The following is a 19,505-nucleotide window of genomic DNA, read 5'->3' as shown; positions in this document are numbered from 1 at the left end:
GGCGATCAGCGAACCCTATTCAACCGGCACGTACTCTCCGCCGCGCCAGACGTACCAAACCCAACTCTGCTTCGTGAGGTCGCCCTTGTCGTCGAAATCGACCCGGCCGATGACGGTGTCGAATTCCTGTTCGTGCAGTGCCGCAATGATGGCCTTCTGCTCCAGCGAACCTGCCTTCGAGACTGCCTGGGCCCAAACCTGGACCGCGCAGTAGCTCAACAGCGTGTAGCCCGCGGGTTCGAAATTCTCCGCACGGAACTGCTCAACGACCGCGGCCGCTTCGGGGCTTCGCCTCGGGTCCGCCGGGAACGTGAAGAGGGTCCCCTCCGCCGCGGGGCCGGCGATCAGGGCAAATTCCTCGGTCGCCAAAGCATCTCCGGATATGAGCTGAACCGTGTAGCCACTGTCGTGTGCAGCGCGAGCAATCAGCGCAACCTCGGCATGATACCCACCCACATATAAGGCGGAGACGCCGGCGGTCTGCAACGTAGCGACCTCGGCCGAATAGTCGTCCTTCCCGGGAATGTATGCGTCGTAAACGGCCTCAGTCACGCCCCGCTTGTTCAGCTGCTTCCTGGTCTCGTCGGCGAGACCCTTCCCATAGGTCGAATTGTCGTGGAGGATCGCAATCTTCTTGTTGCCCCAGCGATCGGCAAGGTAGTTGCCGGCGATGAAACCTTGCGCGTCGTCGCGGCCAATGGTGCGAAAGACATTGGCACGGCCCTGTTCGGTCAGCTGCGGATTGGTCGAGCCTGGGGATATCTCAACGACGCCTGCCTCCTCGTACACTTTTGATGCGGGGATCGAGGCCCCGGAGCAATAATGCCCGACGACGAGCACGACCCCGTCAGCCACCAGCTTCTTGGCGGCCGCCACAGCTTGCTCGGGATCGCAGAAGTCGTCGACCGAGATGAGCCTCACCTTCTGGCCGAGCACGCCGCCCGCCGTGTTGACGTCGGCCACTGCCATCTCCGCGCCGCGCTGTCCCTGCTCGCCGATCCAGGCGAGCCGTCCCGTCATCGCAGCCGAGACGCCGATCAGCACCTCCGCCCGCGCGGAGCTGAACACGGCCGCGAGAACTAAGATCGCTATGGCGATGATGCGGTGCATGTGTGCACCCCCTTAACTGTAGCTTACGCCAATCCCGTCAAAGCCGACAGCCCCTTCGGCAAGCGCGACTGTCTCGGGCTGCTATTGCAGCGCACACCCAATTTGGCGAAGCAAGCATACACTGGAATGGCGTGTCATAACTTCGTTCGCTGAGGTCGGAATCGCGCGCCAAATCCGGACGTTACCACTGACCGGAGTGAGCGTCGTGATTGGGTCAAAGCAGCCCCCGCCTCAGCTTCCCCCTATCTCTCCTCCACAATCCGCAAATAGGCCGCCGTCACAAACAGCACGATTAACCCAAACAATATCCACCACGCCCCTTCCGGCATCTGCAAAATCGTCAGCAGCGTCGTCAGCGCGGTAGGGATCAGCGCCGTTGATTGTGCCGGTGCAGCCGCCGCGGCCGCCGAAGATCGAGGTGCCGCCGACGACGGCGGCGGCCACCCAAGGCAGCACCAGCGGGTCGGCGAGCGACGGCCTTGATCAGGCCGATGTAGTGCAGTGCCGACGAGCACGCTCGAGATAACGTAGAGCGCGGTGATCACCTGCCAGCAGCGTACGCCGGACAGGCGCGTTGCCCGTTCGTTGTCGCCGACCGCCCCAGCACCACCGCCGCGACGCTGGCCGTCGCGTCCAATTCCTCAGGCGGCGCCTGGACGCCGGCTTTGTTTCCGTGAATCTCGCGATGCCGCATTGCACAATCGTCTCGCCTGCGCAAAATGCGGCATGATCCGCAAATCCCTCACTGTCCTGGTGATCGATGAGAACCACATCCGCGCTTCGATAATCGAAGCGGGATTGCGGGAGGCCGGGCATCAGCAGGTCACGGTCATCCATGACGTCGCCGGCATAGCGCGGCGGATAGCCGAGATCGAACCCGACGTGATCGTCATCGATCTCGAAAATCCCAATCGCGACATGCTCGAAAACATGTTCCAGCTGTCGCGCTTGGTGAAGCGGCCGATCGCCATGTTCGTCGACCGCTCGGATCAGGCTTCGATCGAAGCAGCGGTGGAAGCCGGAGTGTCGGCCTATGTCGTCGACGGCCTGCGTCAGGAGCGGGTCAAGCCGATCCTCGACATGGCAATCAGCCGCTTCAATGCGTTTTCGCGCATGGCGCGCGAACTGGAAGAAGCCCGCAGCGAATTGGAAAGCCGCAAGGTGATCGATCGCGCAAAGGGCATCCTGATGAAGTCGCGCGGCCTGTCGGAGGACGCGGCGTATACGCTGCTGCGCAAGACCGCCATGAACCAGAACCGCAAGATCGCCGAGATCGCCCAGAGCCTGGTAACGGCGGCAGGCCTGCTGGATCCCGAGGAGAGTTGAGAATGGCGGCCGAGCACCGGATCAATGCTGGCTTCATGCCGCTCTTCGACAGCGCTGTCCTTGTCGCGGCGAAGGAAATCGGCTTCGCCCTGCGTGAAGGCATCGACCTGACGCTCAACCGGGAAACATCCTGGGCCAACATCCGCGACCGCATCGCCATCGGCCATTTCGATCTGGCGCACATGCTGGGGCCGATGCCGATCGCCTGCAATCTGGGGCTGACGCCGCTCGCCTCCGATACCGTCGTGCCGTTTTCGCTCGGCCTCGGCGGCAATTGCGTGACGGTTTCGAACGCGGTCTGGGCCGGCATGGCCGCGCACGGCGCCCAACCCGATCTCGATCCGGCGCGGGCCGGCAAGGCGTTGGGAGCGCTGATTCGTGAGCGGGCGAATGGCGGCGGCGATCCGCTTCGCTTCGCCGTCGTCCATCCGCACTCCGGGCACAATTACGAATTGCGCTACTGGCTCGCCGCCTGTGGCATCGACCCGTCGCGTGAAATCGAGATCGTCATCGTGCCGCCCCCCTTCATGGCCGACGCACTCGCCGCCGGCAGGATCGACGGCTACTGCGTCGGCGAACCCTGGAACAGCGCCTCGGTCGTCGCGGGCACCGGCCATATCGCCACGGTCAAGGCGGCCATCTGGAAGACCAGCCCCGAGAAAGTCGTCGGCGTGCGCAAGGCATGGGCGGAAAGAGAGCCGGACGCGCTTTCAGCCCTGCTGCGTGCGCTTCATCACGCGGCGCGCTGGTGCCAGGATCCGGCAAACCGTGACGAACTCGCGGCCCTTATGGCGCAGCCGGCCTTCCTCGGGCTTGCGCCGGCGCTGCAGATGCCGATCCTCAGCGGGCATCTGGCGCTCGGCGGCGGCGCCGAACTGAGTGTCGGCGACTTCTTTCTGCCCTTCAACAAGGCGGCGAACTTCCCGTGGAAGAGCCATGCGCTGTGGTTCTACACGCAGATGGTGCGCTGGGGGCATGTCGCGCACACGCCGGAAAACCTCGCTATTGCCCGCGACTGCTACCGCCCCGATCTCTACCGCTCGGCGTTGAAGCCGCTTGGCGTAGCGCTTCCCGGTGCCAATGCCAAGGTCGAGGGCGCGCTGAAGGCCGCGACTCCGGTCGGTTCGGCGGGGGCAAGCCTGGTGCTCGGTCCCGATGGTTTCTTCGATGGCCAGATCTTCGATCCCGACGAGATCGACGCCTACATTGCCGGCCAGAAATTGGCGCGCGCCGAAGTCTGATCATTTCGGCGGCATTCTTGTGCGCTGCACAAAAAATGTGCGTGCAACTGCGCTAATGAACAATCTTTGGCTTGCTCGCCCAGCGGGCCGGCGCGCCGACGATTTTGGCATGTCGTTGATCTCGTTGATGTTTGTCATCCATTCCGAAACTGGCACGGTTCCTGCGTTGCAATAGGCAGACTCTTCTCGGGTCACGGAATAGGCGTCCAATGGCGGGCGCTACAGGCAACGCTGCCGCTCAGGTCAACACGCGATCCCGGATGGACGGACGCGCGCGGCCTGGCCGGCGGCTTTTTTGTTTTGGTCGAACACGCAATCGACGGCGCCGATCCCAAGCCGCGCCCAACCGGAGATGACGATGACGAAAAGCACCAATAGCCATTCCGCCCAAACGGCGATCAGCCGCCGCGATTTCCTGAGGATCAGCGCGGCCACCGCGGCAACGCTGGCCGCGGCGCGTGCGCTGCTGCCCTCCGGCGCCTATGCGGCGCCCGCCGCGCCGGAAGTCACCGGCGCCAAGCTCGGCTTCATAGCGCTGACCGATGCGGCGCCGCTGATGATTGCCAAGGAGAAAGGCCTGTTCAAGAAATTCGGCATGCCCGACGTCGAGGTGCTCAAGCAGGCCTCCTGGGGGGCGACGCGCGATAATCTGGTGCTCGGCGGCGAAGCCAACGGCATTGACGGCGCCCATATCCTGACGCCGATGCCTTATCTGATGCACACCGGCAAGGTGACTCAAAACAAGCAGCCGCTGCCGATGGCGATCGTGGCCCGGCTCAACTACGACTGCCAGGGCATTTCTGTCGCCCAGGAATATGCCGGCACCGGTGTCGGCCTCGACGCCTCCAAGCTGAAGGACGCCTTCGCTGCGAAAAAGGCCGCAGGCAAGGAGGTGAAGGCCGCCATGACCTTCCCGGGCGGCACGCACGATCTTTGGCTGCGCTACTGGCTGGCTGCCGGCGGCATCGATCCCGACAAGGACGTCTCGACCATCGTCGTGCCGCCGCCGCAGATGGTCGCCAACATGAAGGTCGGCAACATGGACGTGTTCTGTGTCGGCGAGCCGTGGAACGAGCAGCTCGTCCACCAGGGCGTCGGCTTCACCGCCGCCACCACCGGCGAACTGTGGAAGGGCCATCCGGAAAAGGCGCTCGGCCTGCGCGCCGCCTTCATCGACAAGTACCCGAACTCCACCAAGGCGATCCTGATGGCCGTCATGGAAGCCCAGCAATGGTGCGAAGCCAAGGAAAACAAGGACGAGATGGCCGCCATCATCGGCAAGCGGCAATGGATGAACGTGCCGACTGCCGACATCATCGGCCGCCTCAAGGGCGACATCAATTACGGCAATGGCCGCGTCGCCAACGGCACCGATCTCTACATGAAGTTCTGGCAGGGCGGCGTGTCCTATCCCTTCAAGAGCCACGACAGCTGGTTCCTCGCCGAAAACATCCGCTGGGGCAAGTTCGCGCCGACCACCGACATCAAGGCGCTGGTCGCCCAGGTCAATCGCGAGGATCTGTGGCGAGAAGCGGCCAAGGATCTTGGTGTCGCCGCGGCCGATATCCCGGCGTCTTCATCGCGCGGCGTCGAGACCTTCTTCGACGGCAAGGTCTTCGATCCGGAGAACCCGTCCGCCTATCTCGACAGCCTGAAGATCAAGGCATCGGCCTGAACGGTGCAAACGGCGCTCGCGCCGTTTGTCGCCACAAGCGCAACGGCGCCGCTTGTCGCCAAATGCCAAAGGAACGTTCGAGAAATGTCTATCCAAGCCATCGAGGACCGCAAGGTGAAGCCGTTCCCCGCGCCTGCCAAGCCCGCCGAAATCATCGCCTTCACCGCCAGGGCGCGGCGCCGCTTCGACCCGGCCGCGATCGCAGGCAAGCTGGCCAGCACGCTGGTGCCGCCGGTCATCGTCATCACCATTATGCTCGTCGTCTGGCAGGTCGCCTGTTCGTCGCCCACAGCCAGCCTGCCACCGCCAAGCCAAGTTTGGAACGAGGCCTATGACCTGATCGCCCATCCGTTCTTCAACAATGGCCCGCAGGACATTGGACTCGCCTGGCGGGTGCTGATCTCGCTGCAGCGCGTCGCCATCGGCTTTGGCCTTGCGGCTGTCGTTGGCGTCGCGCTCGGCGCGCTGGTTGGCCAGTCGATCTGGGCGATGCGCGGTCTCGATCCGGTGTTCCAGATCCTGCGCACGGTACCGCCGCTCGCCTGGCTGCCGCTGTCGCTGGCGGCGTTCCGCGATTCCAGCCCGTCGGCGATCTTCGTCATCTTCATCACCTCGATCTGGCCGGTGATCATCAACACCGCCGTCGGCGTCCGTAACATTCCAGAGGACTATCGCAACGTCTCCCGCATCCTCAGGCTCAACCAGCTCGAATTCTTCGTGAAGATCATGGTGCCGGCCGCGGCACCTTACATCTTCACCGGCCTGCGCATCGGCATCGGCCTGTCGTGGCTGGCCATCGTCGCCGCCGAAATGCTGACCGGCGGCGTCGGCATCGGCTTCTTCATCTGGGATGCCTGGAACTCGTCGCGGCTGCCCGACATCATTGTCGCGCTCGCCTATATCGGCGTCACCGGTTTCTGCCTCGACCGCCTGGTCGCGGCGGTCGGCGCCTTCGTCACCCGCGGCACAACGGCAAAGTGAGGAGAGGGACGATGACGGCCTATCTGAAACTCGACCATATCGACAAATCCTTCGCCCGCGGCAGCCAGGTCAGCGACGTGCTGAAGGACATCCGGCTGACCATCGACAAAGGCGAATTCGTCTCGATCATCGGCCATTCCGGCTGCGGCAAGTCGACCTTGCTCAACCTGATCGCCGGCCTGACCAAGGTCTCGGCCGGCGCGGTTCTGTTGGATGACAAGGAGGTCGATAGTCCCGGCCCGGAACGCGCCGTGGTGTTCCAGGACCACAGCCTGCTGCCATGGCTCACCGTCTACGAAAACATCAATTTGGCAGTCACGAAGGTCTTTGGCCGGAGCAAGAGCCGGGCCGAGCGGCATGAATGGATCATCCGCAATCTCGATCTCGTTCAGATGGCGCATGCCAAGGACAAACGTCCGGCCGAGATTTCGGGCGGCATGAAGCAGCGCGTCGGCATCGCCCGGGCGCTGGCCATGGAGCCGAAGATCCTGCTGCTCGACGAGCCGTTCGGGGCGCTCGACGCGCTGACGCGCGCGCATCTGCAGGACGCGGTGATGGATATCCATTCGAGGCTCGGCTCGACGACGATCATGATCACCCATGATGTCGACGAGGCGGTGCTGTTGTCCGACCGCATCGTCATGATGACCAACGGCCCGGCGGCCACCATCGGCGAGGTTCTTGCCGTGCCGCTGGCCCGGCCGCGCCGGCGCATCGAGCTTTCCTCCGACCGCACCTTCCTGCGCTGCCGCGAGGCGGTGCTGAAATTCCTCTACGAACGCCACCGCTTCGTCGAAGCCGCGGAGTAAGGCCATAACGGGAAAACTCGTCATCATCATTGGCAATCTGCATCGGCAATGGGCAATCTACCGCATTGCACAAATATTATGCTGCTGTGCAAGGCATTTTGACTAATCTTTGATCCGCTGCCGAGCTTGGTCAAAAGTCGCGCGGCTGCGGTTCATATTGATTTCATTCGATAATTAAGAGCGCTGTCGAATTGGCACGCTTCCTGCTTTCCAAAATGTAGGGTCCGCAAGGGCCAAGTGAAACGGCGTCCAATGGCGGGCGCCACAGGCAAAGCTGCCGCTCAGGTCCACACGCGCTCCCGGAACCCCGGACGCGAAGACCTGGCCGGCGGCTTTTTTGTTTTGACGCAATCGACGGCGCTGGTCCCAAGCGGCGCCCAACCGGAGACGACGATGACGAAACGGATTGGAACTGGCGCTTCCCTCGCGGACTTCACGCGCCGCGATTTTCTGGCCGTCAGCGCGCTGACGGCGGCGCTGTTCACCGCCGCGCTCCTCCTCTTTCCCGCCGGCGCCAAGACTGACGGCAAGGGTCTCGAAGTGACCGCGCAAAGGTCGGTTTCAACCAGTTCGCCGATGCTGCGCCGCTGACAGTCGCGAACGAACAGACAAGGGCGGTGCCTCCCACGCCGCAAACCGGAGCCAGAAAATGACCGCAAATCTCCCAGCCGCGCCCAGCCAGGACAGCGCTCCCCGGCAGGCGCTTGCCATGTCCACCATCGCCTTCACCGTCTGCTTCGCGGTGTGGACGATCTTTTCAATCATCGGCGTGCGCATAAAGCAGGAGCTGGGGCTGAACGAGACGGAGTTCGGCCTGCTCGTCGGCACGCCGATCCTCACCGGCTCGCTCGTGCGTATGGTGCTCGGTGTCTGGACCGACCGTTTTGGCGGACGGCTGGTATACACCGCGACCATGCTTGCGGCGGCGGTCGCGACCTTTCTGCTCGCTTTTGCGCACACCTACGGGCAGATGCTGGTCGCCGCACTAGGCGTTGGGCTCGCCGGCGGTTCCTTCGCCGTCGGTGTCGCCTATGTCTCGCGCTTCTTCCCGGCCGGCAAGCAGGGTACGGCGCTTGGCATTTTCGGTGTCGGCAATGTCGGCGCCGCGGTCACCAAGTTCCTGGCACCGTTCGTGCTTCTCTCCTGGGGCTGGCAGTCGGTCGCGCTGATCTGGGCGGCAGCACTCGTCGTCATGGCCGCCGTCTTCTGGTTCACGACCGGCGACGATCCAGTCATCCGCGAGCGCCGCGCCGGCAAGGCAGCGCCCGCGAGAAGCTTCTTGCAGGAATTCGCGCCGCTCAAGAACCTGCAGGTCTGGCGCTTCGCCTTCTATTATTTCTTCGCCTTCGGTGCATTCGTGGCGCTCTCGCTGTGGCTGCCCCGCTACCTGATCGGCGTCTACGGCTTCGGGCTTGCGACCGCCGGCATGATCGGGGCGGCCTATTCAATTCCGGCAAGTATTTTCCGCGCCTATGGCGGCGTGCTTTCCGACCGGATCGGCGCCCGGACCGTGCTCTACTGCACCTTCGCTGTCAGTGCCGTCGCGACTCTCGTTCTGTCTCTCCCCTCGGCAGACTACGTCGTGCGCGGTATCAGCGGGCCGATCGCCTTCCATTTCGAGATCGGCCCGCTGGCCTTCATAGCCGTTGCCTGTGTGCTCGGCTTCTTCATGAGCCTCGGCAAGGCCGCCGTCTACAAGCACATCCCGGCTTACTATCCGCAGAGTGTCGGCGCGGTCGGCGGCGTTGTCGGCATGATTGGCGGGCTCGGCGGCTTTATCCTGCCAATCGCCTTCGGCGTGCTCAACGACCTCACCGGCGTCTGGTCGAGCTGCTTCATGCTGCTCTTCGTCATCGTCGCCACCTGCTTTGCCTGGATGCATTCTTCCATCCGGCGGATGGAGCGCACGGCGTCTGACGAAGCTTCAGGCCTTTCCTACGCGGCTGAGTGAGACCGGAGTGGATCAGGACATGACCGAGAAACTCGTTATCATTGGCAACGGCATGGCCCCCGGGCGCATGCTGGAGCACCTCCTGGAAAAGGCGCCTGGGCGCTACCAGGTCACCATCTTCAACGCCGAGCCGCGCGTGAACTACGACCGCATCATGCTCTCGCCGGTTCTGTCGGGCGAAAAGGCCTATGAGGAGATCATCATCCATGGCGACGGCTGGTACATCAAGCACGGCATCACCCTCTACAAGGGCCACAAGATCGTCGCCATCGACCGGCAGGCAAAGACCGTCACCTCCGATCATGGCGTGACCGAGCCCTACGACAAGCTCGTCATCGCCACCGGCTCGGTGCCGTTTATCATTCCGGTGCCAGGCCATGATCTGCCCGGCGTGCTCACGTATCGCGATCTCGATGACGTCCGGGCGATGATGCTTGCCGCCCAGTCGCGGGCCAAGGCGGTGGTCATCGGCGGCGGCCTGCTCGGCCTGGAAGCGGCTGCGGGTCTGAACGCGCAAGGGATGGACGTCACCGTGCTGCACGTCATGCCGACGCTGATGGAGCGTCAGCTCGATCCGGCCGCCGGATATCTCCTGCAGCGCGCCGTCGAGCAGCGCGGCATCAAGGTCATCACCAAGGCCAACACCCAGGCGATCACCGGCAACGGCAAGGTGGAGCGGGTGGAGCTTGCCGACGGCACAGTCATTCCCGCAACGCTCGTCGTCATGGCGGTGGGCATCAGGCCGAATGCGGCGCTGGCGAAGGAAGCCGGCATTGCGGTCAATCGCGGCATCGTCGTCGACGCCGGCATGCGCAGCAACGATCCCGATATCTACGCAATCGGCGAATGCGCCGAGGTCAACGGCCAGGTCTACGGGCTGGTCGCGCCGCTTTACGAGATGGCGCGCGTCGCCGCCAGCCATCTGGCCGGCAATGAGGCGGCGGCTTTCGTCCACATGGACACGCCGACCAAGCTCAAGGTCACCGGCATCGAGCTGTTCTCGCTCGGCGACTTCGCCGAGGGCGATGACCGCCAGGAGATCGTGCTGCGCGATGCCGCGGCCGGCGTCTACAAGCGCCTGGTACTCAAGGACGACCGCATCATCGGCACCGTGCTCTATGGCGAGACGGCGGACGGCGCCTGGTTCAACGACCTCAAGAAGAAGCAGACCGACATATCCGAGATGCGCGATACGCTCATCTTCGGCCAGTCCTACCAGGGAGGCGCCCCACTGGACCCTATGGCGGCCGTTGCAGCCTTGCCGGATGATGCGGAAATCTGCGGTTGCAACGGCGTATGCAAGGGAAAGATCACCGGCGCGATCACGGCCAGGGGCTTGACCTCGCTCGACGACGTGCGCGCCCACACCAAGGCGTCGGCGTCCTGCGGCTCCTGCACCGGGCTGGTCGAAAAGCTGATGGTGCTGACCATCGGCGACAAATACAACCCCGCGGCGGTCCAGCCGATGTGCAGCTGCACCGCGCTTGGCCATGACGAGGTCCGCCGGCTGATCAAGGCCAAGGGCTTGAAGACCATTCCCGCCGTCATGCAGGAACTGGAGTGGAAGACCTCCTGCGGCTGCGCCAAATGCCGGCCGGCGCTCAACTATTATCTCGTCTGCGACTGGCCCGACGAATACGCCGACGATTACCAGTCGCGCTTCATCAACGAGCGCGTCCACGCCAACATCCAAAAGGACGGCACCTATTCGGTAGTGCCGCGCATGTGGGGTGGCGTCACCAACGCCGCCGAATTGCGCGCGATCGCCGACGTCGTCGACAAGTTCGAGATCCCGATGGTCAAGGTCACCGGCGGCCAGCGCATCGACATGCTCGGCATCCGCAAGGAAGACCTGCCGGCGGTATGGGCCGATCTCGGCCAGGCTGGCTTCGTCTCCGGCCACGCCTACGCCAAGGGACTGCGCACGGTGAAGACCTGCGTCGGCTCGGACTGGTGCCGCTTCGGCACGCAGGATTCGACCGGCTTGGGCATCCGTATCGAAAAATTCATGTGGGGCTCGTGGACCCCGGCCAAGGTCAAGATGGCGGTGTCGGGCTGCCCGCGAAACTGTGCCGAGGCGACCTGCAAGGATGTCGGCGTGATCTGCGTCGATAGCGGCTACGAGATCCATTTCGCCGGCGCCGCCGGTCTCGACATCAAGGGCACCGAAGTGCTCGGCCTGGTCAAGACCGAGGACGAGGCGCTGGAGCATATCGTGGCGTTGACGCAGATGTATCGCGAGCAGGGCCGCTATCTCGAGCGTATCTACAAATGGGCCAAGCGCGTCGGCATAGCTGAGATCAAGCGTCAGATCATGGACGATGGCGAGAAGCGCAAAGCCTATTTCGACCGCTTCGTCTTTTCGCAGAAATTCGCCCAGGTCGACCCATGGTCGGAACGTGCTTCCGGCAAGGACAAGCATGAATTCCGGCCGATGGCTTCGGTCGGCTTTGCCCAGGCGGCGGAGTAGGCGCGTGTTCCCGAAAAGTGGAATGCGTTTTCGGACAAGAACACGCGCAAAAGAGGAATAGCCACATGAACTGGGTATCGATAGGCACGCTCTCGGACATTCCGCGTCGCGGCGCGCGCTGCGTCGCCACGCCCGAAGGCAAGATCGCCGTCTTCCGCACGGCCGACGATCAAGTCTTCGCCATCGACGACCATTGCCCGCACAAAGGTGGGCCGCTCAGCCAGGGCATCGTCCATGGCACGGCGGTGACCTGTCCCTTGCACAATTGGGTGATCTCGCTGGAGACAGGCAAGGCGCTCGGCGCGGACGAGGGCGCGGTGCGCACCATTGCGGTGCGGATCGACGGCGAGCGGCTGTTCATTGCGCTGGAAGCGCTGGCCAGCCGCGCGGCGTGAACCATGCAGATTGATGAAGCGCGCGAGGTGAGGACCACCTGCCCCTATTGCGGGGTGGGTTGCGGCGTGCTGGCGAAGGTCGCCGCGGACGGTGAACTAACCGTTCGTGGCGACCCGGACCACCCGGCGAATTTCGGCCGGCTCTGCTCCAAAGGCTCGGCGCTGGCTGAGACCATCGACCTCGACGGCAGGTTGCTATACCCGGAGATCCGCGGTCGCCGCACCGACTGGGACGAAGCGCTCGACCTTGTCGCTTCGACCTTCTCGCAAACCATTGCCGAACACGGCCCCGGTTCGGTCGCCTTTTATGTTTCCGGCCAGTTGCTGACCGAGGACTATTACGTCGCCAACAAGCTGATGAAAGGCTTTATCGGCTCGGCCAATATCGACACCAATTCGCGCCTGTGCATGGCCTCGTCGGTCGCCGGCCACCGCCGCGCCTTTGGCTCGGACACCGTTCCGGGAAATTACGAGGATCTGGAACTTGCCGACCTGATCGTGCTGGTCGGCTCCAATCTCGCCTGGTGCCATCCGGTACTCTACCAGCGCATTGCCGCTGCCCGGGAAAAGCGGCCCGAGATGAAGGTGGTGCTGATCGACCCTCGCCGCACGATGACCTCAGACATCGCCGACATGCATCTGGCGATCGCGCCCGATGGCGACGTCGCTTTGTTCACCGGGCTGCTCGCCTATCTCGGCCAGCACAACGCGCTGGACCGCACCTATATCACGGCGCACACGACCGGCTTCGGGCAAGCGCTTTTCGCCGCCTCGGCGCTCGATCTTGCCGGCATCGCGGCTGCCACGGGTCTCAGTGAGGACGAACTGGCCCGCTTCTACAGCCTGTTTGCCGCGACGGCGAAGACGGTGACCGTCTACAGCCAGGGCGTGAACCAGTCGTCTTCGGGCACCGACAAGGTCAACGCCATCATCAACTGCCATCTAGCCACCGGCCGCATAGGCAAGCCCGGCGCCGGGCCGTTCTCGGTGACCGGCCAGCCCAACGCCATGGGCGGCCGTGAGGTCGGCGGCATGGCCAACATGCTGGCCGCCCACATGGAGATCGAAAACCCCGAGCACCGCGAACGCGTGCAGCGCTTCTGGAATGCCCCAACCGTCGCCGAAAAACCCGGCCTGAAAGCGGTCGAGATGTTCCAAGCGGTGGCCGACGGACGCATCAAGGCGCTGTGGATCATGGCCACCAACCCGGTCGATTCGATGCCGGACGCCGATGCCGTCGAGGCGGCGATCAGGGCCTGCCCGTTTGTTGTGGTCTCGGACGTGCTGGGCGAGACCGACACGGTCCGCCACGCCCATGTCCGGCTGCCGGCCACCGCATGGGGCGAAAAGGATGGCACCGTCACCAATTCGGAGCGCCGCATCTCGCGCCAGCGGGCTTTTTTGGCCAGGCCCGGCGAGGCAAGGCCAGATTGGTGGATCATCGCTGAAGTCGCCAAGCGGATGGGCTTCGGCGAGGCTTTTTCGCATGTGTCGCCGGCCGACATCTTCGCCGAGCACGCGGCGCTGTCGGGCTTCGAGAATGATGGCGTTCGCGATTTTGATATAGGCGCGTACGCCGGGATTGATGCACGGACGTATGAGGAGTTGGCGCCATTCCAATGGCCAGCGCCGAGCCAAGGCACCCCCCTCTGGCCTGCCGGCCATCTCCCCCTCAAGGGGAGAGATTGGATGTCGCCACCGGTTTCGCCAATCGTTGCCATTGCTGAAAAGGCGGTGCCGGCAAAGCCGCCAATCTCCCCCCTTGAGGGGGAGATGGCCGGCAGGCCAGAGGGGGGTGTTCAGGCTGGACATAGCTCAGCCAGCACCCGCTTCTTCGCCAACGGCAATTTCTACACGCCCGACGGCAAGGCGCGCTTCATTGCCATCCGCCCAGCCGCACAAACCCGCACCAACCCGGACTACCCGCTCGTCCTCAACACCGGGCGCGTCCGCGACCATTGGCACACCATGACGCGGACCGGCAAGAGCCCGCGCCTGTCGCAGCACATGGCCGAACCGTTCGTCGAAATCCACCCGGCGGATGCGCAGCACTATGGTATCGGCGATGCCGACATCGTGCGCGTCTCGACTGGCCATGGCGAGGTGCTGGTCCGCGCGCTGGTGACGGTGCGCCAACGCCAAGGCTCTGTATTCGTTCCGATGCACTGGACCGATCAGATCTCCGCCCGCGCGCGTGTCGATGCACTGGTCCCGCCGACGACCGATGCGATTTCAGGTCAGCCGGCCTCGAAGAACGTTGCCGCCCGCCTCGAACGCTTCGCTGCCGCAGCCTTCGGTTTCGCGGTGCTTGCCGAACGGCCCGCCTCGATCGACGCCGATTATTGGAGCCTCGCCCGCTGCCCCGCCGGCTGGCGCCTCGAAATTGCGCTGCAGGACAGCCGCGACTGGACCGGGTTTGCCGCCTCGCTGTTCGGCCTCGAAGGCGAGACGCTCGCCTATCACGACATCGCCGGCGGGCACCATCGCTTCGCCCGTTTCGCGGGCAGTCGGCTGGTCGGCTCGCTCTATCTGGCGCCTACCCCGGTGGCGGTGTCGCGCGGCTGGGCGGTCGAACAACTTGGTGCTGACCATGCCGATCGGCAGGCGCGGTTGGCGATTGTCGCCGGGCGGCCGGGCGGCAACAGCGTCGACCGCGGTGCCATCGTCTGCGCCTGTTTCGGGGTCGGTGTCAACCAGATCGCGGAAGCGGTACGCGGCGGCTGTACCAGCGTCGCGGCAATCGGCGCCGTCCTTCACGCCGGCACCAATTGCGGCTCTTGCCGCGCCGAGATCAAGACCATTATCGACGGGCGGCGTCTGCAAGCTGCGGAGTGATGCGCGGAGGAACTCTGCCGCGCCGCTGCATGAGCTTACTAGCAATTTACAAACCATGGGCTACCAACGTTCTGACTTCGATTCGCTCGGAACGGGAGCCCCATGAGCAAAGCCCTGACCTCATTCGCGCTTGCCGCCGTGCTGACGGCCTTGCTGATGGCGCTCAGCCTGGCGGTGGCCAGGCATGGCTATCCCTATGGCGCGATCGGCGCCAAGCGCTTGAGCGACGTCGCCGATGCGGGGACGTTCATTCCGCTCGCGGCGATCTATTTTTTCAGCGCACTGCTGATGATGGTTCTGCCGATCAGGCTCGCTGGCATCGTCCTGACACATGCCGCCGATGCGATCTTCTGGACGGTCATCGTGTTGTTTGCGCTCATCGTTGGATGTCTCGCCGCGAGATTTGCTTTCGGTCAGCGCGATGTGCTCTCCGCACTGCTGAACTGGCGCTTCCTGTTTGTCGCAGCCGTCGTCGGGTGCCATCTGTTCATCAACGAGCTGCGCCGCAACATCTTGTTGAGAAGCCTGTTCTTCGTCGTCTTCGCCGCAGCGACACTGGCCTGCCTGTTTTGGTCCTTCACCGTCTGAGCATGTGCGACCGTCGGCAGGCGGCTTAATTCTTGTCGACCGGCTTCGAACGCATTCGCGAAACGGTCTCACGCTCGGCCCGCTTCGAACGCATCGGCGGCAGGCCGCGGTCGATCAGGTCCATGTCTTCCAGCACCATGTCGCCCATCCGCTTGAAGGCGATGTCAAGCGCGCCGGCCCGGTGGGCGGAGCGCAGGAACCCCGGCAATGTACGGACCGGGTGATCCTGGGCCAGAGGCTCCTCAGGAAAAACATCGCTGGCGGCGACGATATGGCCGCTGCGGACGGCGTCCATCAGTGCCGGGAAATCGACCACGCCGGCTCGGCTGAGCAGGATGAAAGCGGCTCCCTTGCGCATCCTGGCAAACGCCTCGGCACCAAGGAAACCCTGGTTTTCGCTGGTCACCGAAGCGACGACGAAGATGAAATCGCTGTTCGACAGAACGTCGTCGAGAGAGGCCGGCTCGACGCCGTTTTCGATAAGGATCGACGGCGGCAGCCACGGGTCGAAGACTTTTGTCCGCGTGCGAAAGCCTGACAGCAGCCGGTTGAGCGCACGGCCAAGATCGCCGAAGCCGATAATGCCGACATCCGCGCCGGAAAGAAGCCGCGCCGTCCGGTTGCCGTCGCCGCCCCACAGCTCCTTGCCGTGACGGAAAGCGAGATCGGCGTCGACGATGCCGCGGGCGAGGTTGAGCGCCATGGCAAGGCCGAGCTCGGCCACCGGCTCGGCAAACACCAGCCCGGTGGTGACGACATGGATGCCGCGCGAAAACAGCGCCTCGTACGGCATGTTGTCGATAAGGTTGCTCTCGACATTGAAGACGCAGCGCAGCGCCTTCATTTTCTCCAGCGTCTCCGGCGTGATCGGCGGCTGGCCGACGATGTAGCGGGTTTCGGCAAGCACATCAGCCGGCAAGGCTGCGACATCTTCGGGCGATGTTTCGACGATGCGGTATTTCGATCGAAATTTCGCCAGCGCAGCCGGCGTGAAGATCAGGTCGAGCGTGCGCGGTTCGGGTGCGCTGATCACCAGCGGCAAGGCGCTGTCGGACATGATACTTTACCTCCCGTGCGATCCGCGTCGCATCACACCAGAATCGTCTTTTCCCGCCCCCGACACCTATCACATGCCTGTCGAGAAGGAGAAGTTTGCCTTCTTCGGCCTTGCGGTGCGTCGGTCGGTGGTCCAGATAGACGGCGATCGAAGGACGACAAGGAAGACAGCAACATGATCCCGTTTCGAAAGAACCTCATCGATGGCGAGTGGGTAGGCGATGCCGGCTCCCGCAACATCAACCCGTCCAATCTCGACGACGTGGTCGGCGAATATGCATCGGGGGGCGCGGAGCACGCCCGGCAGGCCATCGCGGCGGCGAAAGCGGCATTTCCGGCATGGTCCCGATCGGGCCTGCTGGCACGCCATGCGGTGCTGAGGAAGACGTCGGACGAGATCACCGCGCGGAAAGATGAAATCGGCCAGGCGTTGGCGCGCGAGGAAGGCAAGACGCTGGTCGAGGGCATCGGCGAGACTGTGCGGGCCGCCCAGATATTCGACTTCTTCGCCGGCGAGACGCTGCGCCTGTCGGGCGAGCTGGTGCCGAGCGTGCGGCCCGGCGTCGGCGTCGAGATCACCCGCGAAGCGGTCGGTGTCGTCGGCATCATCACGCCATGGAATTTCCCGATCGCCATCCCGGCTTGGAAAATCGCTCCGGCGCTGGCCTACGGCAACACCATCGTCTTCAAGCCGGCGGAACTCGTTCCGGAGAGCGCCTGGACTATTGTCGACATCCTGCACCGCGCCGGCCTGCCCAAGGGCGTGCTCAACCTGGTCATGGGCAAAGGTTCGGTGGTCGGCCAGGCGATGCTCGATAGCCCCGACCTCAACGCCATCACCTTCACCGGCTCGGTCGGCACCGGCAAGCGCGTCGCCGCCGCCAGCGTCGAGCACATGCGCAAGTTCCAGCTCGAAATGGGCGGCAAGAACCCGCTTGTCGTGCTCGACGATGCCGACCTTGCCGTCGCCGTCGAATGCGCAATCAACGGTGCCTACTTCTCGACCGGCCAGCGCTGCACGGCGTCGTCCCGCCTGGTGGTGACGGACGGCATCCACGACCGCTTCGTCGAGGCGCTCAAGGACCGCATGGCCAAGTTGGTCGTCGGCGACGCTCTCGATGCCAAGACGCAGATCGGGCCGGTTGTCGACCAGAGCCAGCTCAAACAGGACGAGGACTATATCGCCATCGGACGTCAGGAAGGTGCCGATCTCGCCTTCGGCGGCGAGCGGCTCGATCGCGAAACCCGCGGCTTCTATTTGCAGCCTGCGCTGTTCACCGAAACCACCAACGCCATGCGCATCTCGCGCGAGGAGATTTTCGGCCCGGTCGCCAACGTCATCCGCGTCAAGGATTATGACGAGGCGCTGGCGGTGGCCAACGACACGCCGTTCGGGCTGACGTCCGGCATCTGCACCTCGAGCCTCAAGCATGCCACGCACTTCAAGCGCAATTCGGAAGCCGGCATGGTCATGGTCAACCTGCCGACGGCCGGCGTCGACTTCCACGTGCCTTTCGGCGGGCGCAAGGGATCGAGCTACGGCCCGCGCGAGCAGGGCCGCTATGCCGCAGAGTTCTACACCATGGTGAAGACCGCTTACACGTTTGCCGGCTAAGAAAAGGCGGCAGACCAGCCAGGCAGGCGAGCAAATCGATGACATCTGAGAATACGGACCTGACCTGGCTCAATCCGCCGCCGCACCACGCCTTCGGCAACAATACGGTGCATGTACGGACCGGCAAGGAGACCGACTTCTGGCGCGAGACGTTCTACGGCTTCTGGCGCGACAATGGCCATTTCCTCTATCGTGAGGTCGAGGGCGATTTCAGCGCCGAAGTCACGGTCAAGGGGCACTATGAGGTGCTTTACGATCAGGCCGGGCTTATGGTCCGCCTGAGCGAGACGCGCTGGATCAAGGCCGGCATCGAATACACCGACGGGCTGATGTATTTTTCCGTCGTCGTCACCAACGATGCCTCCGACTGGTCGCTGGCCAGCATTCCCGCCGACCCCGGCGGGGTCAGGATCCGCCTGACCCGCCATGCCGAGACGATCCGCGTCCAGTATCGCGACGCATCTGGCAAGCACTGGAAACCGGTGCGGCTTGCCTATTTCCCCCCGTCGAAAACGGTCGATGTCGGCATGATGTGCTGTTCGCCGCAGCGCGAGGGCTTCGAAGTGACATTCAGCGACTTTTCGATCGGCCCGCCGATCTCGCGGGAGCTTCACGACTGAGGCGCCGCGATCCGGTCGGGCGGTTTGCGTCCGGCCCCGCCTCAGTAGGTCGCCCGGCCGCCGGAGACGTCGAAGACGGCCGCCGTCGTGAACGAGCATTCCTCGGACGCGATCCAGCAAATCAGCGCCGCCACCTCCTCGACCTCGCCGAACCGCGCCATCGGTATTTTGGACAGCATGAAGTCGATGTGTTGCTGGCTCATCTGCTGGAAGATCGCGGTGCGCACGGCCGCCGGCGTGACGCAGTTCACCGTTACTTTGGTCTTGGCCAGTTCCTTGCCGAGCGATTTGGTCATGCCGATCACCGCCGCCTTCGAGGTGCTGTAGGCCGAGGCGTTCGGGTTACCTTCCTTGCCGGCAATCGAGGCGATGTTGATGATCCTGCCGTAATTGCGTTCGAGCATATGCGGGACCAGCGCCTTGTTGCAGAAGAAGACTCCGTTGATGTTGATGTCGGTGACCCGGCGCCAATCCTCCACCGAATACTCCCAGGTCGTCATGTTCGGCCCGGTGATGGCAGCACTGGTGACAAGGACATCGACCGCGCCAAGCGCTTCGATCGTCTCTCCGGCGGCGGCTTCGACCGCTATGGGGTCGGCGACGTCTAAGGTGACGCTGTGCAGGCCTGGAACAATGGCCTTGGCCTGCTCGATCTGGGCGGCATCGCGATCCCAGACCGAAACACGCCCGCCTTCGTCAGTGATCCTTTGCGCGACGGCCAGGCCGATGCCTGAGGCGCCGCCGGTGATAACAGCAGATCGTCCGGCAAATCGTCCCGCGAAACTCATCGGCATGTGGTCTTCCTCCCAATCGGCGGCGAATGTGAAGTCAAC

The 19,505-nt window shown here is 63.9% G+C and carries 17 protein-coding genes and 1 pseudogene; 13 read left to right on the top strand and 5 right to left on the bottom strand.

Features of this window, described 5'->3' with window-relative positions; translation table 11 throughout:
• Window positions 1-15: 15 nt before the first annotated feature.
• Both NKI17_RS04045 and NKI17_RS04040 read right to left on the bottom strand, forming a co-directional pair.
• Window positions 16-1,110, bottom strand: a complete 1,095-nt coding sequence (locus NKI17_RS04045; RefSeq protein WP_352448431.1) for a branched-chain amino acid ABC transporter substrate-binding protein — start codon at window positions 1,108-1,110, stop codon at window positions 16-18.
• A 242-nt stretch (window positions 1,111-1,352) separates the two neighbouring features.
• A pseudogene (locus NKI17_RS04040) lies at window positions 1,353-1,709 on the bottom strand (ABC transporter permease subunit); the annotation flags it as partial.
• A 127-nt stretch (window positions 1,710-1,836) separates the two neighbouring features.
• On the opposite strand from NKI17_RS04040, the gene NKI17_RS04035 reads away from it, so the two are divergent.
• Both NKI17_RS04035 and NKI17_RS04030 read left to right on the top strand, forming a co-directional pair.
• The gene (locus tag NKI17_RS04035) at window positions 1,837-2,436 is read left to right on the top strand and encodes an ANTAR domain-containing response regulator (RefSeq protein WP_352568364.1); all 600 of its coding nucleotides are present in this window, start codon (window positions 1,837-1,839) and stop codon (window positions 2,434-2,436) included.
• 2 nt (window positions 2,437-2,438) lie between these two features.
• Entirely contained in the window at window positions 2,439-3,677 is a 1,239-nt protein-coding gene (locus NKI17_RS04030; protein ID WP_352577826.1) for a CmpA/NrtA family ABC transporter substrate-binding protein, read from the top strand.
• Between the two features lie 243 nt (window positions 3,678-3,920).
• On the opposite strand, the gene NKI17_RS04025 is transcribed toward NKI17_RS04030, so the two are convergent.
• Window positions 3,921-4,049, bottom strand: coding sequence for a hypothetical protein (locus tag NKI17_RS04025; protein WP_352448433.1), 129 nt, complete (start codon window positions 4,047-4,049; stop codon window positions 3,921-3,923).
• Between NKI17_RS04025 and NKI17_RS04020 the strand changes: the two genes are divergently transcribed.
• From NKI17_RS04020 to NKI17_RS03980, 9 genes are all read left to right on the top strand, one after another.
• Window positions 4,036-5,352 carry a CmpA/NrtA family ABC transporter substrate-binding protein gene (locus NKI17_RS04020; protein WP_352795622.1) on the top strand — a complete coding sequence of 439 codons (1,317 nt, stop codon included), beginning with the start codon at window positions 4,036-4,038 and terminating at the stop codon, window positions 5,350-5,352. The genes NKI17_RS04025 and NKI17_RS04020 overlap by 14 nt on opposite strands.
• Window positions 5,353-5,436: 84 nt before the next feature.
• Complete coding sequence (gene ntrB, locus NKI17_RS04015; protein ID WP_352577824.1) at window positions 5,437-6,333, top strand: nitrate ABC transporter permease; 897 nt, start codon at window positions 5,437-5,439, stop codon at window positions 6,331-6,333.
• Window positions 6,334-6,344: 11 nt separating this feature from the next.
• Entirely contained in the window at window positions 6,345-7,142 is a 798-nt protein-coding gene (locus NKI17_RS04010) for an ABC transporter ATP-binding protein (RefSeq protein WP_352905427.1), read from the top strand.
• Window positions 7,143-7,394: 252 nt separating this feature from the next.
• The gene (locus NKI17_RS04005; RefSeq protein ID WP_352568359.1) at window positions 7,395-7,733 is read left to right on the top strand and encodes a hypothetical protein; all 339 of its coding nucleotides are present in this window, start codon (window positions 7,395-7,397) and stop codon (window positions 7,731-7,733) included.
• Window positions 7,734-7,791: 58 nt separating this feature from the next.
• Window positions 7,792-9,093, top strand: coding sequence for an MFS transporter (locus tag NKI17_RS04000; protein ID WP_352568357.1), 1,302 nt, complete (start codon window positions 7,792-7,794; stop codon window positions 9,091-9,093).
• 19 nt (window positions 9,094-9,112) lie between these two features.
• Complete coding sequence (nirB, locus tag NKI17_RS03995) at window positions 9,113-11,563, top strand: nitrite reductase large subunit NirB (protein ID WP_023676296.1); 2,451 nt, start codon at window positions 9,113-9,115, stop codon at window positions 11,561-11,563.
• A gap of 65 nt (window positions 11,564-11,628) precedes the next feature.
• A complete protein-coding gene (gene nirD, locus NKI17_RS03990) occupies window positions 11,629-11,958 on the top strand; it encodes a nitrite reductase small subunit NirD (protein ID WP_023676297.1) in 330 nt (109 codons plus the stop codon).
• 3 nt (window positions 11,959-11,961) lie between these two features.
• Window positions 11,962-14,793 carry a nitrate reductase gene (locus tag NKI17_RS03985; protein ID WP_352568356.1) on the top strand — a complete coding sequence of 944 codons (2,832 nt, stop codon included), beginning with the start codon at window positions 11,962-11,964 and terminating at the stop codon, window positions 14,791-14,793.
• 102 nt (window positions 14,794-14,895) lie between these two features.
• On the top strand, window positions 14,896-15,381 hold the full coding sequence (locus NKI17_RS03980) for a hypothetical protein (RefSeq protein ID WP_352568354.1): 486 nt from the start codon (window positions 14,896-14,898) through the stop codon (window positions 15,379-15,381).
• Between the two features lie 25 nt (window positions 15,382-15,406).
• On the opposite strand, the gene NKI17_RS03975 is transcribed toward NKI17_RS03980, so the two are convergent.
• Entirely contained in the window at window positions 15,407-16,438 is a 1,032-nt protein-coding gene (locus NKI17_RS03975; protein ID WP_352568353.1) for a hydroxyacid dehydrogenase, read from the bottom strand.
• Between the two features lie 177 nt (window positions 16,439-16,615).
• Between NKI17_RS03975 and NKI17_RS03970 the strand changes: the two genes are divergently transcribed.
• Together NKI17_RS03970 and NKI17_RS03965 are read left to right on the top strand one after the other, a co-directional pair.
• A complete protein-coding gene (locus NKI17_RS03970; protein WP_352568562.1) occupies window positions 16,616-18,052 on the top strand; it encodes an aldehyde dehydrogenase family protein in 1,437 nt (478 codons plus the stop codon).
• Window positions 18,053-18,090: 38 nt separating this feature from the next.
• Window positions 18,091-18,672, top strand: coding sequence for a DUF1349 domain-containing protein (locus NKI17_RS03965; protein WP_352568352.1), 582 nt, complete (start codon window positions 18,091-18,093; stop codon window positions 18,670-18,672).
• A gap of 41 nt (window positions 18,673-18,713) precedes the next feature.
• On the opposite strand, the gene NKI17_RS03960 is transcribed toward NKI17_RS03965, so the two are convergent.
• Window positions 18,714-19,466, bottom strand: a complete 753-nt coding sequence (locus tag NKI17_RS03960) for an SDR family NAD(P)-dependent oxidoreductase (RefSeq protein WP_023676304.1) — start codon at window positions 19,464-19,466, stop codon at window positions 18,714-18,716.
• Window positions 19,467-19,505: the final 39 nt, after the last annotated feature.

Source organism: Mesorhizobium sp. M0816 (genome assembly GCF_040320005.1).
Lineage (GTDB): Bacteria > Pseudomonadota > Alphaproteobacteria > Rhizobiales > Rhizobiaceae > Mesorhizobium.
The sequence above is the reverse complement of the archived record's forward strand: the minus strand, read 5'-3'. Positions and strand labels throughout refer to the sequence as shown.

What these genes read in the sequence shown, in the direction of transcription:
- NKI17_RS04045 (WP_352448431.1), bottom strand. Translation starts at nt 1,110, where the DNA reads ATGCACCGCATCATCGCCATAGCGATCTTAGTTCTCGCGGCCGTGTTC.
- NKI17_RS04035 (WP_352568364.1), top strand. Translation starts at nt 1,837, where the DNA reads ATGATCCGCAAATCCCTCACTGTCCTGGTGATCGATGAGAACCACATC.
- NKI17_RS04030 (WP_352577826.1), top strand. Translation starts at nt 2,439, where the DNA reads ATGGCGGCCGAGCACCGGATCAATGCTGGCTTCATGCCGCTCTTCGAC.
- NKI17_RS04020 (WP_352795622.1), top strand. Translation starts at nt 4,036, where the DNA reads ATGACGAAAAGCACCAATAGCCATTCCGCCCAAACGGCGATCAGCCGC.
- ntrB (WP_352577824.1), top strand. Translation starts at nt 5,437, where the DNA reads ATGTCTATCCAAGCCATCGAGGACCGCAAGGTGAAGCCGTTCCCCGCG.
- NKI17_RS04010 (WP_352905427.1), top strand. Translation starts at nt 6,345, where the DNA reads ATGACGGCCTATCTGAAACTCGACCATATCGACAAATCCTTCGCCCGC.
- NKI17_RS04005 (WP_352568359.1), top strand. Translation starts at nt 7,395, where the DNA reads ATGGCGGGCGCCACAGGCAAAGCTGCCGCTCAGGTCCACACGCGCTCC.
- NKI17_RS04000 (WP_352568357.1), top strand. Translation starts at nt 7,792, where the DNA reads ATGACCGCAAATCTCCCAGCCGCGCCCAGCCAGGACAGCGCTCCCCGG.
- nirB (WP_023676296.1), top strand. Translation starts at nt 9,113, where the DNA reads ATGACCGAGAAACTCGTTATCATTGGCAACGGCATGGCCCCCGGGCGC.
- nirD (WP_023676297.1), top strand. Translation starts at nt 11,629, where the DNA reads ATGAACTGGGTATCGATAGGCACGCTCTCGGACATTCCGCGTCGCGGC.
- NKI17_RS03985 (WP_352568356.1), top strand. Translation starts at nt 11,962, where the DNA reads ATGCAGATTGATGAAGCGCGCGAGGTGAGGACCACCTGCCCCTATTGC.
- NKI17_RS03980 (WP_352568354.1), top strand. Translation starts at nt 14,896, where the DNA reads ATGAGCAAAGCCCTGACCTCATTCGCGCTTGCCGCCGTGCTGACGGCC.
- NKI17_RS03975 (WP_352568353.1), bottom strand. Translation starts at nt 16,438, where the DNA reads ATGTCCGACAGCGCCTTGCCGCTGGTGATCAGCGCACCCGAACCGCGC.
- NKI17_RS03965 (WP_352568352.1), top strand. Translation starts at nt 18,091, where the DNA reads ATGACATCTGAGAATACGGACCTGACCTGGCTCAATCCGCCGCCGCAC.
- NKI17_RS03960 (WP_023676304.1), bottom strand. Translation starts at nt 19,466, where the DNA reads ATGCCGATGAGTTTCGCGGGACGATTTGCCGGACGATCTGCTGTTATC.